Here is a 13,869-nt window from a genome sequence, read left to right as displayed (position 1 = left end):
CGGCGTCCTGCCTCACTACTCCACATATACATATACTATTTTGCTTATAGTCTCCGTCAATATATTTACAAAACACATTTTCTTCTGAAATAGAATGATTACATTACCGATGTTTTATTGACATGAAGCTACAGATGATTTATTATAAGATTAAATTGAATAATGATTAGATAGCAATGTATGTTTGAGGATATTTTTAGTATCTTCAAAGGGAATCAGGTTGGAATCCTGAACGGTCACGCCACTGTGTAAATGATTTCTGTTATATTTTAGAAATTATTAAAAGTCAGAGTACCTATTTAATCTTATACACTTACGTTATTTTACGTAAAAACTTTGCGAGGGACAGAGGGTGTAATTATTTATTATATTAATTAATAAATATTGTATATCATGCTCTTATCTCGTTGTAGGTAAGAGTTTTTATTATATTTAAGTTGAATTAAAAGGAGGCAGTTGTTGTGGAGAAGAAAAAAGCGATATTGGTTGCGAGTTTTGGAAGTAGTTATGAAAATGCAAGAAAAGAGCAGATAGAACCTATAGAAAAGTTAATAGAAGATACTTTTACTGATTATAAGGTGGTACGTGCATTTACATCTAATATAATCATAAAAAAGTTGAAAAAAGAAGGTATTCATATTGATACTCCAGAGGAAGCGTTGATAAAATTAATTGAAGAGTTTGAACATATAATTGTTCAACCAACCCATATAATACCAGGTTTTGAATATGATAAGATAAGAACCATAGTAAGTAGGATGAATCATAACAAGAATGTACATATTTCACTTTCACAACCATTACTATATCATAAAGATGATTATAGAGAGGTTATAGAAGCGTTAAAGACTTATATTCCTAAAGTAGGACCTAATGAAGCGGTTGTATTACTGGGGCATGGTACAGAACATTATGCTAATACCAGTTATTACTATTTGCAATATCTTCTTGAAAATGAAGATTTACCAGTATTTATGGGGACTATAGAAGATGGTATAGAACTAGTTATCAAAAGGTTGAAAAAGGGGAAATACAGTAAAGCTGTTTTAATGCCCTTCTTGGTAGTTGCAGGAGATCATGCACACAATGATATGGCAGGTGACGAAGAAGATTCATGGAAGAATATATTAATAGCTAATGGTATAGAGGTTAGAACAATAACTAAAGGTTTAGGTGGGAATGAAGCTATTAGAAAAATATATATTAACCACTTAAAGGAAGCAGTGAATAACCAATGAGTGCTAAGGCAAAACCTAGATTAATTATATCAGCACCACATAGTGGGACAGGTAAAACTACGCTTACCATAGCATTAATGGCTGCATTATGTAAAAGAGGGTTAAAGGTACAACCTTATAAAGTAGGACCTGATTACATAGACCCAGGATTCCATGAAACTGTAACTGGCAGACCCAGCATTAACCTAGATGGGTGGCTTTTAGAAGATAATGTTAATAGATATCTATTTGATAAATATAATAATGATGCGGATATAAGTATAATTGAAGGTGTAATGGGACTATATGATGGGTATGGCAGTGAGCCTATGCTTGGAAGTACGGCTCATATATCCCATCTATTGAAATCACCAGTAATATTAGTCATGAATGTAAAAGGAATGTCAACAAGTGCGGCGGCACTAGTTCATGGTATGAAGACTTTTAGAGATATCCCTATAAAAGGGGTTGTAATCAATCTTCCCATGTCAGAGAGACATTATGAAATATTGAAAGAAACTATTGAAATAAATACTAATGTTCCTGTGATAGGATATCTTCCAAAACTGGATGAAGTGAAACTGGAAAGCAGACACTTAGGACTTATTCAAAGTAGTGAAATAGATGATATAAAATCTAAGATTGATAGACTTGGAGATATGATTACTGATACTATAGATATTGATAAGTTAATTGAAATAGCTGGAAGTGGTGAATCCTTAGAAGATATTAATAGAGGTACAGCAAGCAATCAGTACCATGTACATATTGCAGTAGCAAAAGATAAAGCTTTTTCCTTTCATTACAACGAAAATATAGAGATGTTGAAAGAATCAGGAGCACAAATCCATTATTTCAGTCCCTTGAAAGATGATAGATTACCTGATGAATGTGATGGAATATATTTAGTAGGTGGTTATCCAGAAGTATTTGCTAAAGAACTGTCAAGCAATACTAATCTAATGGAAGATATTAGAAAGAAAGCTGATGAAGATATACCTATATATGCAGAATGCGGAGGCTATATGTATCTTCATGAGACTATAACCAATCTGGAAAATGAAACATATAAGATGGTAGGAATATTCCAAGGCGGAGCATATATGAAGAAAAGACTACAAAACTTTGGTTATGTTTCTGTAAGGGCTGATAAGGATACTCCTATATTTAATAAAGATACAGTATTTAGGGCACATGAATTTCACAGGTCAGTTGTTGATAGGACAGCTGAACCTGCATATATTACAGGTTCAAAGAGGGATAAGAAATGGCATTGCGGAAAACTATATAAGAATGTATATGGAATGTATCCACATATCTATTTTCCAGCTGAACCTGCTATACCAGATAAGTTTTTAGATACTGCGTTAACAGTAAAAACAAAAGGAGATAAATAATGCATGATTTTATAGCTAACCCAAGAAAAATAGAAGAAGAAAGTTTTAGGATTATATATGATAGTATGAAGAATACAGACCTTGAGCCATTGAGACTAAGTATAATGCAAAGGGTTATTCATACTACTACAGATTTTATTTATGAGGATATACTATTATTCAAAGAGCAAGTTGAAGATATTATTCTAGAAGCTTTTAAAAAAGGGTGTACAATCATTACTGATACACAGATGATAAAAGCGGGTGTAAGCAAAAAACTTACAGAACAATTAGGTATAAAAATTGAATGTCTAGTAGGTTCCAAAGAAGCTTATAGAATTTCTAAAGAACAAGGTATTACACGTTCTATGGCAGCTGTTGATCTAGCTCTTAAGATGCCAGGGGATAAAGTATTTGCTGTAGGAAATGCCCCAACTGCACTATTTCGTCTTATAGATGAGAAAAATAAGAATGAATTAAATACAGTTAAAGCAGTTATCGGTGTTCCAGTAGGATTTGTTGGAGCTTGTGAATCTAAGGATGCTCTATGGGATGAAGATATCCCTTCAATAATAACAAAGGGAAGAAAAGGTGGAAGTACTATTGCGGTTGCAATAATTAACGCTGTATTAAGAGAAGCGGTGAAAAAAGTTGGGAAATAGCAGGTATGTTTATAAAGGGTGCAAAAAATTAAGGACAGGTTATACAACTGGTTCTTGTGCTGCTGCCGCAACAAAAGCTGCAGCTTATATGCTGAAAAAACAAATGATTCTAGAATCAGTCAAGATTGATACACCAAAAGGATGGGAGTTGAATCTTGATGTATATAAATGCCAATATAATGAAAGAAAAGCATCATGTTGTATAATAAAAGATTCTGGTGATGATCCAGATATCACTAATGGTGTTGAAGTATTTGCAGAAGTAGTCTTAAGAGATGATGATAAAATCAATATTACTGGAGGTAAGGGAGTTGGTAAAGTTACCAAAGAAGGTTTACAGATACCTGTTAATCAATATGCCATTAATTCCACTCCACTAAGAATGATAAGGGAATCAGTGGAATCTATCTTTGAAAAGGGTACTGGTGTAGATGTTATTATTAGCATTCCTAAGGGAGAAGAATTAGCTAAGAAAACATTTAATCCCAAATTAGGAATTATAGGTGGTTTATCTGTACTTGGGACCACAGGAATAGTAGAACCTATGTCAGAAGATGCATTAAAAGAAACTATAGCCCTTGAACTTAAAATAGCTCATAATAAGAACAACAAATACGTTATACTGGTTCCTGGTAACATTGGGGAAAAATTATTTATGGAGTATTCTGGTATAGATAACATCTCAATGGTTAAGATGAGTAATTATCTAGGGTTTGCACTAGAAGAATGCAGCAGGTTAGGATTTAAAAAGATAATTATTGCTGGTCATATAGGAAAATTAATCAAGCCAGCAGGAGGCATATATTATACTCACAGCAGAGTAAGTTCCACAAGAATGGAAATTCTGACTGCCTACTTAGGTATAATGGGTATGAAACAAGAAGAACTTATAAGTATCATGGATTGTACAACCACTGATGAAGCGGCTAAGATTATTAAAAGAACAGGTATGGAAGAAGTATTTACGGTACTGGCTAACAAGGCAGCTGATAATTGTGAAAGTTATATTTATGGTAATCTAGATATAGGTGTACTATATTTCAACATGACAGAGTTGTTAGCCACAAGTGATAAAGTTCAATCTATCATAGGAGAGATTAAGAATGAATAAAGTAAATGTGGTTGGTATTGGTCCAGGTAATAGAGATTATATTCTTCCAATAGCCTATAGAGTCATTGAAGAATGTGATGTTCTTGTTGGAGGAAAGAGGAATCTAGAGATTTTTGCTTCTTATGAAAAAGAAGTATTTACTTATGATTCCAATCTTCAAGGTATGTGTGATTATATATCAGCTAATAAGAATGAAAAAAAGATAGCTGTAATAGTTTCAGGAGATACAGGTTTCTACAGTTTATTAGATTATTTACAGAGTAAGATAGGTAAGGAATGCATTGATGTAATACCAGGAATAAGTTCTTACCAATATTTGTTCAGTAGAATCGGCAAAAGTTATAAGGATTATGGATTGTATAGTTTGCATGGAAGAGAAATCAGATGGATGGATATTCTAAAAGATAGAAAAGGTATATTTTTATTAACTGACAAGAAGAATTCTCCAAGCTGTATAGCTGAACAGTTAATAGATGCAGGGTTAGAGAATGTTACAATGATTGTTGGAGAAAATCTTTCATATGATGATGAAAAGATTACTATAGATGTTCCAGAGAATATTATGAAGCAGGATTATTCGATGCTTTGTGTGGTGGTGATTGAAAATGAAGAATAATAAAAAGTATATGTTTGGTATTCCAGATGATGAATTCATTAGAGATAAAGTACCGATGACAAAATCAGAGGTAAGAGCTATAACTGTATCTAGGCTTAGACTTAATTCTAATTCTCATGTTTTAGATATTGGTTGTGGTACAGGCAGTATAACTGTTGAGTGTGGTTTGATATGTAGTGAAGGTGAAGTTACTGCTATTGATCAGAAAACAGAAGCTGTTAAGTTGACAGAGAAGAATATTAAGAAGTTTGGACTTGAGAATGCCCAGATAGTTGAAGGATCAGCACCAAAGGATATACCTAGGAAATATTATGACAGTATTTTTCTAGGAGGTGGGAGCAGGAAGATTGATGAGATTATTGATTTTGTTCTAAACCATCTTAAGTCAGGTGGAGTATTTGTTGCTAATACTATATTGTTGGACAGTACATATAAGATTCTTAGTGCCTTAGATGGTAGATTCATGGATATTGATGTTGCATTGGTTCAGGTGGCGAAGGGGCATCAGTTAGGTGGATGGATGATGAAAGCTAATAATCCTATTTATGTTATTTCTGCAAAATTGCCGTAGCTGAGTATATATACAAAACAGCTCTAAATGTAATTTAAATAAATAAATGATTTAAAAGCATATCACTTATTTAGAGCATTTAACTTACAGAAACAATGGGTTTATTTTATAGTGATAAAATAAATAATTAAATATTTGAAGAAAAACTAAGTTCGTTACAATAAATATTACTAAACCTTAACAACTCCCGCTGGTCAAACAGTTAAGGTTCTTAACGTAATATTTATTTCCACTCACTAAGATTTTCTAATCAAATATTTAAAAATCGCTTTATTTGTATATATACTCACCGACTAGGCTACTGTTAATTATAATTTTATTGATAAACAAAAACATAAAACAAATAAAAACAATAAAAGGAGTACATATTATGATTTTATTCGTAGGAGCAGGACCAGGTGATGTTGAGTTAATTACGGTTAAGGGTATGAAGGCTTTACAAGAGGCTGATTGTGTTATATATGCAGGGTCTTTGGTGAATCCTAAGTTGATTGATACTTATTGTAAGGAAGACGTTATTATATATAATAGTGGCAAGATGGATTTGGATGAGGTTACCCAAGTAATGGTAGAGATGGAAAAGGATAATAAGAAGGTTGTTAGACTACATACAGGTGACCCATCCATATATGGAGCTATTAGAGAGCAGATGGATAGATTGATTGAACATAAGATTGAGTTTGATGTGATACCAGGGGTAAGTTCTTTTGTGGCTGCTGCTTCTAGATTAAAAGAGGAATTTACATTACCTGATGTTTCCCAGACGATAATTATTACTAGATTACCAGGCAGAACTGGGCATGGTGAAGGTGGACAGCTGGAAGAATTGGCTAAGCATAGAGCTTCAATGGCTATATTTTTATCAGTTCAATCCATTGGTGAAGTAATGGTGAAATTAAGAAAGAGTTATGATGCAAGAACACCTGTAGCAGTAGTTTATAAAGCTACTTGGGATGATGAAAAAATAGTTAGAGGAACTCTTGAAGATATTGAGAAGAAGGTAGAAGAAGCATCTATTACGAGATTTGCTCAGATTCTAATAGGTGACTTTATGTCAGATAAATATTCTCTATCAAAACTATATGATAAAGGTTTCAGCCATATGTATAGAACAGCAGTGAGTAGTGAGGAGAGATAAGATGAGAGGACAGATTTTTGTTATTGGTATTGGACCGGGGCGATTAGAGAATATGACAGTAAAGGCAGTAGAGGTTATTAAGTCCTGTGATGTTATTGCAGGTTATAAGGTTTATGTAGAACAAGTAAAAGATTTATTAGAGGATAAAAAGGTCATAAGTAAAGGTATGGGAAAAGAAATTGACCGTTGCGAAATGGCTATTGAAGAGGCTGTGAAAGGTAAGACAGTAGGTATAGTCTGTAGTGGTGACGGTGGATTATACGGTATGGCTGGATTACTAATAGAGCTTGTGCATATTAAACAATTGGAGAATGAATTAGACGTTGAAGTAGTATCTGGTGTTACAGCGGCTATATCCTGTGGAGCATTGCTTGGTGCGCCTATTGTAGAAGATTTTTGTACAATAAGTCTTAGTGATTATATGACGCCTTATGAAAAAATACTAAAAAGAATTGAACTGGCATCTAAAGGAGATTTTGTTATAGCACTATATAACTCTAGAAGTTCCAAGAGAACAGATTATCTGGATGAAGCATTAAGTATTATAAAAAAAGAGAGAGATGATAATATTCCAGTTGGTATTATAAGAATGGCTTATAGAGAAGAACAGGAGATAGTTCGAACTGATTTGGCTCATATTAATACTAAGGAAGTAGATATGTTCTGTACTATTATCATAGGTAATAAACAGACAAAATGGATAAATGAATTCATGGTTACATCAAGAGGGTATAATATATGATTCTAATATTAGGTGGAACAAGTGATAGTATAGTAATTGCCAACAGGATTACAAGATTTACAAATGATATAATTTTAAGTTGTGCTACTGAATATGGAAAAGAAGTGGCAAGCAAAAGTTTTGATGGTACTATTATATATGGTAAAATGGATGATATTGAACTTGGAGAGTATTGTATTCATAAAGGAATAAGTAAAGTTATTGATGCAACTCATCCATATGCCAAACAAGTATCAGAAAATGCAATTAAGGCTTGTGAATCTATAGATATTGAATATGTCCGTTATGAAAGACCCTTGATAGAAAAAGATGAAAGAAAGTATATTTACTGTTATTCTTATGAAGAAGCAGGAAAGACTATTGATAGATTGCAAGGAAATGTATTGATAACTACTGGCAGTAAAGATGTAGAACATATCATACATGAGATCAAAGATAAAAGTAGAGCATATATAAGGGTATTGCCACAATCAGGTAATATAGAAAAATTAGAAAGACTTCATGTATTACCAGATCAGATTATTGCCATGAAAGGACCTTTTTCAAAAGAACTGAATGCAGCAATAATGAATAACATCGATTGCAAAATAATGGTGACAAAGGAAAGCGGCAGCAGGGGAATGATACAAGAAAAACTCCAAGCGGCAGATGAATGTAATGTAAAAGTTATTGTAATCGGTAGACCCAAAATAGATTATCCAAAAGTATTTTGTGATACGGATGACATGATTAACTATATTAAAGGAAAAACTGACTAAGGATAAATAAACTAAAGCAATCACAATAATTCCTAACAATAGATATAGTAACTGATGATTCTTTATAAGAAAGGTGGTAATATATTGAAGGTTGCATTAATAACACTTACTCATGGTGGTTTACAACTTGCAGATAAGTTAAGGGAATATAATCCCGAGATAGATGTTTTTACCCATAAAAAAAGCCAGTATGAAAATGTGAAGCTTATAGATTTACCACTAAGAAATAATATCAAGCAGTTGATGGATGACTATGATATGTTAGTATTCATCATGGCAACAGGTATAGTAGTTAGACTGATAGCACCATACATAAAACACAAATCTATAGACCCAGGTGTTATTGTTATAGATGAACAAGGGAATTATGTTATAAGCCTCCTATCTGGACATCTTGGAGGTGGTAATGAGTATACAAGAAAACTTGCCGAGTTTCTACATGCTCATCCAGTAATAACAACGGCTTCTGATGTCAACAATACTATGGCTGTTGATATTTTGGCTATGAAACTTAATTATTACATAGATGATTTTGAAGATGCAAAAATAGTAACATCTCGTATTGTTAATGGAGACAATATTGGTATAATCAGTAATAGTAATATAGACATAGATTTGCCGAAACAATTTATAACAATAGACAATCATAATGTCAGTGAAAGTATTGATAAGAATAATATAAAAGGTTTGATAGTTATAGATTCCAATAAGATTGAGGTTAATGTTCCTATATCATACCTTTATAAAAAAGATATTACACTTGGTATAGGATGTAGAAGAGGTAAAACAAAAGAAGAGATAACTAAGGAACTCATGCCCCTACTTGAGGAAAAAGATATTAATGTTAAACGTATATCCAGAATATCAACTGTAGAAGTTAAAAAAGATGAAATAGGTATAATTGAGTTAGCTAGAACTCTAAAAGTCCCTATGGACATTATAACTATTAAGAAGATAAAGGAAATTCAGCATCTATTTGAAGGTTCAAAGTTTGTTGAGAAAACAATTGGTGTCACATGTGTTAGTGAACCTTGTGGATACATTTCATCCAACAAAGGAGAATGTATTTTAAATAAAGTAAAAACTAATGGTATAACAATATCATTATGGAAGGATAGGAGGAAAAATAATGAGTATTAATCAAAAGGGTGTTGTACTGTGTTATACAGGTAATGGAAAAGGTAAAAGTACTGCTTCGTTCGGGTTAGCAATCCGTTCAATAGGTCATGGTAAAAAAGTATGTATTATCCAATTTATCAAATCACCTGATATATTGATTGGTGAAAGAGAAGTTTTTAAAAAGCTAGGTGTTGAGATGTACCAAATGGGTAAAGGGTTCACTAATATCAGAGATATTGATGAGCATAAAAAAGGTATTGAAGAAGCATGGTCATTAGCTAAAGAAAAGATTAACAGTGGAGAGTATGATCTTGTTGTCTTAGATGAAATAAATAATGTATTTGCTATTACTAGATTCCAAATAGAAGATGTTTTATCTGTAGAAGAATGCATTGATGTATTGGGGAATAGACCTGACAGAACTAATGTTGTAATAACAGGAAGAAATGCACCACAAAAACTCATGGATGCTGTAGATCTAGTAACTGTTTGCGAAGAAAGAAAGCATTATTATAATGAAGGTAGAAAAGCGGCAAAAGGAATAGAATTTTAGTAATCATATAACTTATAAGATATTCATATAGAGTAAAACTTTCCATATATATTATAACATAAAATTGATTTTATTTATAGTCTACCAATTTATGGTTTAATGATATATCATTATATAGCAAGTGAATAATAATATAATGATATTAGAAAATGGAGGGTTCTATATGTTTATATGTAAGCAAACACAGTTATACAGGTTTTTGAATTATTGCAATGACTTGAATTTGGACAAAAGTGTTTTAGATTGTGGAGCTGGAGGTAACTATCCACCCCTTACCCTCTTTTGGGAGTGTGGTTATAAGACATATGGAATTGAATATAGTGATAAGCAGATAAAGAAGGCTGAAAGTTTTTCAAAAGAACATAATATTGACCTTAATATTACTAAGGGAGATATTAGAGAGCTTCCTTTTGATGATAACTTTATAAGCTATATTTATTCATATAATACTATTTTTCATTTGAATAAAAAGGATATAGCAAAAGGTATATCAGAAATAAAAAGAGTACTGAAACCAGGTGGTATCTGTTTTGTCAACTTCCTTTCAATAAATGATTGTGATTATGGAAAAGGAACAAAAATAGGAGAGGGAGAATTTTTACAAGGTGAAGGTGATGGAGAAGTCATCCATACATATTATAAAATTGATGAAGGGGATATGCACTTTCAGGATATGAAGATTTTAGTTAAAGAAAATAGAATCTTAGAGAGAATATACCAAGGAGAAAAAATCAAGCAAGGATTCATAGATTATATAGTTCAAAAATAATATTTGTATGTAATGTCAAGTAAATACATTAATATAAAGGGGACTGTCAGTAATACATTTTTAAATGGTGCAAATATGATAAAATGTATTATCTGACAGCCCTCATCGTATATACTTAATTAAATAATCAATATATATTATTACTGTAGTTTTCTGAATCCAGTATCATTAGAAAAATTCATTATGCCATATAAAAATAAAACATCTGTGATATTATTTTCTTGTATGTACTTATCTATATCACTATTAAAGTATCTTAAATCAATCATACACACTTTACCAAATTGATTCATAATTAATGGAACGAAGCAATTAGCATATGAGTCTTTTATTACGAGTAAATTATTGCTGTTTTTTTCTTCGTTAACAATCCTTAATTCTCCATGATTCCCTCCGAAAAAAATTTGATATTGGTCTTTTTCATCTAGTTTATCATAGTTGAAAACACTATCACCGGTTGTTTTGGAGAAATTATAATAAACTTTATAATTATTTTGCTGTTTACTTTTATATAAGCTAATATCATCATACATACCATTCAAGAGGACTTTTGAATAAAGAGTTCCTCTAAATGATGTAGCAGCATTCTCTATATCCCAAGATTCATAAGGGTCATATTTTTTCCCAGTGCTTTTACAATAAGCAACATATGCATAGTAAGCTCCAAGGCTTGTCCAATGGTGGTCTGTTTTATAGTATATATATTCATTACTGTGACTACTTAGGGTCCCCGTAATATCAATATAATTACTTGAAGTAATCTTATTTTTAATATCATCAAGTACTTTCTGCTGGTCGAATTGAGGTGCATTTGACGGTAGTTTACTTTTCATTATCAATCCAGAAGTTGGTACTACCATCAAATCTACATTCAATTGCTCATATTCCTTTGAAAAAGAATTGATGATTGCAATGTTATTATCTAATTGTGTATAGCTGAAATCTTTGTCCAAGTGTTTTTCTATAAGGTAGTTGTCCTTTCCTAGATAAACTCCATTGATGTCTTTTCTAGGGAGCAATTGTTCTATGTTTGATTTTGCAACAATCCATTTTTCTCGCATAATGAATTGGTCATCTATGTATTTTTCAATATCCTTGGTATATCGCCCAGAAACTAATTTTTCAACTGAAAACTTTGGACTGGTACTCAAATATCTATTCTCGTTCTCCGAGAATTTCTTGTCAGGAGTAATTATATTAGCAATCATTATCCCAAAGATTATTATTATAAAAATTATTCCTAGTATAGCATTATGTATTGATTTCACTAAAATCCCTCCCTAAAATCTAAAATATAAGAATGGATTATATGATGCACCTATTAAAAAACAGATAGATACTATGAATATAGTTATATAGCATATATTTTTAACGGTATATATTAATCCTTCATGTCTGAAATTCATTAACTTGGTATTAATGATAGTTTGCAATCTAGTTGATGCTACAATACATATGATAATCAAAAATATGTTAGTGCAAAATAAGTAGATGGTCTGATTATCTATTATAGGTACATTACCCATCCCAAACATGGTCTGCAAATATGTCTTTAACTTTGAAGTATCATCAATAGCAAAGATAACCCAACTTACAACTACTAAAAAGAGAGTGTAAAAATGCTGTACAAAATTAGGTAGCCTCATAAGCCATTTCAGGAAAACTAATTTTTCTAGTATCAATAGAATACCAAAGTACATTCCCCAAAAAACAAAATTCCAATTAGCTCCATGCCATAAACCAGTTAATGCCCAGACAATCAGCATATTAATAATTAGTTTTTTCTTTCCTTCTCTACTTCCACCTAGGGGAATGTAGACATACTCTTTGAACCAAGTTCCAAGAGAGATATGCCATCTTCTCCAAAATTCAGTTATGCTTTTAGAGATATAAGGCAGATTGAAGTTTTCTAAGAAATCAAATCCGAACATTTTACCAAGTCCAATAGCCATATCCGAATAACCAGAGAAATCAAAATAGATTTGCAGACTGAAACAGATTGCCCCCAACCATGCAGAAGCAATAGTTAAATCAGAATTTGATATCTGTTCCCATAGCATACCAATATTATTGGCTAGTAACACTTTCTTAGCTAGACCTATTATAAAACGCTGTACACCTTCAGAGAACTTATTAATACTACTGACTCTTCGTTTTAATTGTTCAGCTATTGTTTTGTATCTTACTATTGGCCCAGCTACTAGTTGAGGGAACAAAGAAACAAAGGTTCCAAAGTCAATGATATTCCTCTGAGCCTTAACTTCACCTCGGTAAACGTCTATTGTATAGGACATTGTTTGAAATGTATAAAAGGATATACCAATAGGAAGCTTAAGATCTAACGGTGTTATATTTAATGTTGTCAGTTGATTGATGTTGCTTATTAAAAAGTTACTGTATTTAAAGAAAAACAGTATAGCTAGATTTCCGACTATGGAGATAATCAAGACAAGCTTAGCCTTATTATATTTCTTTTGGGATTTGAATTTTTCAATAGATAGACCATTTATATAATCAAAAACAGTTGAAAAAAGCATTATACTAACATATACTGGTTCTCCCCAAGCATAAAAAACCAAGCTCGCAAGAAACAAGCTTGTATTTTTAAATTTACTGGGACTGATATAATATACAGCTAAAATACATGGCAAAAATAAAAATATGAAAATTGGTGTGCTAAAAATCATGAGAAAATACCTCCGTTATTTTCGGGTCGCAGTGTAGGAAGTTGCATGTATTATGTTAGGAAACAATTAGTCAGTATATGTTACTATTATATCTTCTGATGTGTTATCATTAGCAACACAAACGATTACATATTTACCAATTTTCTTAACTACAGCATTATCAAGTTTTTCCATTTCTTCTGGTACATAACTTTCAAAAGCTTGTTTTTGAGCATCAATTCGTTCCTCGGCTGCTTTGTAAGCATTATCCGCTTCTTTTTCATCTTTTAGTTCAAATACAGCAACTTCTTCAGCTGTTGCTCCACTGCTTACATATACTTCAGATGAAACTGCATAATCTATCTGATATATTGACTCAACGCTATTGCCTTCAATCTTAGTTAAGTCATCTTGGAATTCAATCTTACTGGTTAAATCTCCTGCTAAAGCACTTATATCAATTGTTATATCTTTATCTTTACCTCCACATCCAACGAGTGTGAATAATCCAATAGCCATAGTTAGTAAAATGCAAATAAATCTTTTCATAATCTTTTTCTCCTTAGTTATC

The 13,869-nt window shown here is 31.9% G+C and carries 15 protein-coding genes and 1 riboswitch; of the genes, 12 read left to right on the top strand and 3 right to left on the bottom strand.

Features of this window, described 5'->3' with window-relative positions; translation table 11 throughout:
- Nucleotides 1-169: 169 nt before the first annotated feature.
- Nucleotides 170-317: riboswitch (cobalamin riboswitch) on the top strand.
- A gap of 144 nt (nt 318-461) precedes the next feature.
- The 12 genes from AACQ14_RS08715 (at nt 462) to AACQ14_RS08660 (ending at nt 10,632) form a co-directional block, all read left to right on the top strand.
- Nucleotides 462-1,238 carry a sirohydrochlorin cobaltochelatase gene (locus tag AACQ14_RS08715; RefSeq protein WP_339363193.1) on the top strand — a complete coding sequence of 259 codons (777 nt, stop codon included), beginning with the start codon at nt 462-464 and terminating at the stop codon, nt 1,236-1,238.
- A complete protein-coding gene (locus AACQ14_RS08710) occupies nt 1,235-2,614 on the top strand; it encodes a cobyrinate a,c-diamide synthase (RefSeq protein WP_339363192.1) in 1,380 nt (459 codons plus the stop codon). The genes AACQ14_RS08715 and AACQ14_RS08710 overlap by 4 nt, the downstream gene beginning before the upstream one ends.
- Entirely contained in the window at nt 2,614-3,255 is a 642-nt protein-coding gene (locus AACQ14_RS08705) for a precorrin-8X methylmutase (protein WP_339363191.1), read from the top strand. Before AACQ14_RS08710 ends, AACQ14_RS08705 begins: the two co-directional genes overlap by 1 nt.
- Nucleotides 3,245-4,366, top strand: coding sequence for a cobalt-precorrin-5B (C(1))-methyltransferase CbiD (gene cbiD, locus AACQ14_RS08700; RefSeq protein ID WP_339363190.1), 1,122 nt, complete (start codon nt 3,245-3,247; stop codon nt 4,364-4,366). The genes AACQ14_RS08705 and cbiD overlap by 11 nt, the downstream gene beginning before the upstream one ends.
- Nucleotides 4,359-4,982 (top strand): precorrin-6y C5,15-methyltransferase (decarboxylating) subunit CbiE, encoded by a 624-nt coding sequence (gene cbiE / locus AACQ14_RS08695; protein WP_339363189.1) that lies wholly within the window; start codon nt 4,359-4,361, stop codon nt 4,980-4,982. The genes cbiD and cbiE overlap by 8 nt, the downstream gene beginning before the upstream one ends.
- Nucleotides 4,972-5,553: a precorrin-6Y C5,15-methyltransferase (decarboxylating) subunit CbiT gene (gene cbiT, locus AACQ14_RS08690; RefSeq protein WP_339363188.1), complete on the top strand. Its 582-nt coding sequence runs from the start codon at nt 4,972-4,974 to the stop codon at nt 5,551-5,553. The genes cbiE and cbiT overlap by 11 nt, the downstream gene beginning before the upstream one ends.
- Nucleotides 5,554-5,923: 370 nt before the next feature.
- A complete protein-coding gene (gene cobM, locus AACQ14_RS08685; RefSeq protein ID WP_339363187.1) occupies nt 5,924-6,691 on the top strand; it encodes a precorrin-4 C(11)-methyltransferase in 768 nt (255 codons plus the stop codon).
- Nucleotide 6,692: 1 nt separating this feature from the next.
- On the top strand, nt 6,693-7,433 hold the full coding sequence (gene cobJ, locus AACQ14_RS08680) for a precorrin-3B C(17)-methyltransferase (RefSeq protein WP_339363186.1): 741 nt from the start codon (nt 6,693-6,695) through the stop codon (nt 7,431-7,433).
- Nucleotides 7,430-8,191 (top strand): precorrin-6A reductase, encoded by a 762-nt coding sequence (gene cobK, locus AACQ14_RS08675; RefSeq protein ID WP_339363185.1) that lies wholly within the window; start codon nt 7,430-7,432, stop codon nt 8,189-8,191. Before cobJ ends, cobK begins: the two co-directional genes overlap by 4 nt.
- An 84-nt stretch (nt 8,192-8,275) precedes the next feature.
- Nucleotides 8,276-9,331 (top strand): cobalt-precorrin 5A hydrolase, encoded by a 1,056-nt coding sequence (gene cbiG / locus AACQ14_RS08670; RefSeq protein WP_339363184.1) that lies wholly within the window; start codon nt 8,276-8,278, stop codon nt 9,329-9,331.
- Entirely contained in the window at nt 9,321-9,863 is a 543-nt protein-coding gene (gene cobO / locus AACQ14_RS08665) for a cob(I)yrinic acid a,c-diamide adenosyltransferase (protein ID WP_339363183.1), read from the top strand. Before cbiG ends, cobO begins: the two co-directional genes overlap by 11 nt.
- 163 nt (nt 9,864-10,026) lie before the next feature.
- Nucleotides 10,027-10,632, top strand: coding sequence for a class I SAM-dependent methyltransferase (locus AACQ14_RS08660; protein ID WP_339363182.1), 606 nt, complete (start codon nt 10,027-10,029; stop codon nt 10,630-10,632).
- 140 nt (nt 10,633-10,772) lie between these two features.
- Here AACQ14_RS08660 and AACQ14_RS08655 read toward each other — a convergent pair whose 3' ends face one another.
- The 3 genes from AACQ14_RS08655 to AACQ14_RS08645 all read right to left on the bottom strand — a co-directional run bounded on the left by AACQ14_RS08655 (nt 10,773) and on the right by AACQ14_RS08645 (nt 13,847).
- Nucleotides 10,773-11,900 carry a DHHW family protein gene (locus AACQ14_RS08655; protein ID WP_339363181.1) on the bottom strand — a complete coding sequence of 376 codons (1,128 nt, stop codon included), beginning with the start codon at nt 11,898-11,900 and terminating at the stop codon, nt 10,773-10,775.
- A 12-nt stretch (nt 11,901-11,912) separates the two neighbouring features.
- A complete protein-coding gene (locus AACQ14_RS08650) occupies nt 11,913-13,319 on the bottom strand; it encodes an MBOAT family O-acyltransferase (RefSeq protein ID WP_339363180.1) in 1,407 nt (468 codons plus the stop codon).
- 66 nt (nt 13,320-13,385) lie between these two features.
- Nucleotides 13,386-13,847 (bottom strand): DUF4358 domain-containing protein, encoded by a 462-nt coding sequence (locus AACQ14_RS08645; RefSeq protein ID WP_339363179.1) that lies wholly within the window; start codon nt 13,845-13,847, stop codon nt 13,386-13,388.
- Between the last annotated feature and the right edge of the window lie 22 nt (nt 13,848-13,869).

This window comes from Vallitalea maricola (assembly GCF_036985595.1).
GTDB classification, from domain to species: domain Bacteria; phylum Bacillota; class Clostridia; order Lachnospirales; family Vallitaleaceae; genus Vallitalea; species Vallitalea maricola.
The sequence above is the reverse complement of the archived record's forward strand: the minus strand, read 5'-3'. Positions and strand labels throughout refer to the sequence as shown.

Coding starts and splice junctions, on each gene's coding strand:
- AACQ14_RS08710 (WP_339363192.1), top strand. CDS start 1,235: ATGAGTGCTAAGGCAAAACCTAGATTAATTATATCAGCACCACATAGT.
- AACQ14_RS08705 (WP_339363191.1), top strand. CDS start 2,614: ATGCATGATTTTATAGCTAACCCAAGAAAAATAGAAGAAGAAAGTTTT.
- cbiE (WP_339363189.1), top strand. CDS start 4,359: ATGAATAAAGTAAATGTGGTTGGTATTGGTCCAGGTAATAGAGATTAT.
- cbiT (WP_339363188.1), top strand. CDS start 4,972: ATGAAGAATAATAAAAAGTATATGTTTGGTATTCCAGATGATGAATTC.
- cobM (WP_339363187.1), top strand. CDS start 5,924: ATGATTTTATTCGTAGGAGCAGGACCAGGTGATGTTGAGTTAATTACG.
- cobJ (WP_339363186.1), top strand. CDS start 6,693: ATGAGAGGACAGATTTTTGTTATTGGTATTGGACCGGGGCGATTAGAG.
- cobK (WP_339363185.1), top strand. CDS start 7,430: ATGATTCTAATATTAGGTGGAACAAGTGATAGTATAGTAATTGCCAAC.
- cobO (WP_339363183.1), top strand. CDS start 9,321: ATGAGTATTAATCAAAAGGGTGTTGTACTGTGTTATACAGGTAATGGA.
- AACQ14_RS08660 (WP_339363182.1), top strand. CDS start 10,027: ATGTTTATATGTAAGCAAACACAGTTATACAGGTTTTTGAATTATTGC.
- AACQ14_RS08650 (WP_339363180.1), bottom strand. CDS start 13,319: ATGATTTTTAGCACACCAATTTTCATATTTTTATTTTTGCCATGTATT.
- AACQ14_RS08645 (WP_339363179.1), bottom strand. CDS start 13,847: ATGAAAAGATTTATTTGCATTTTACTAACTATGGCTATTGGATTATTC.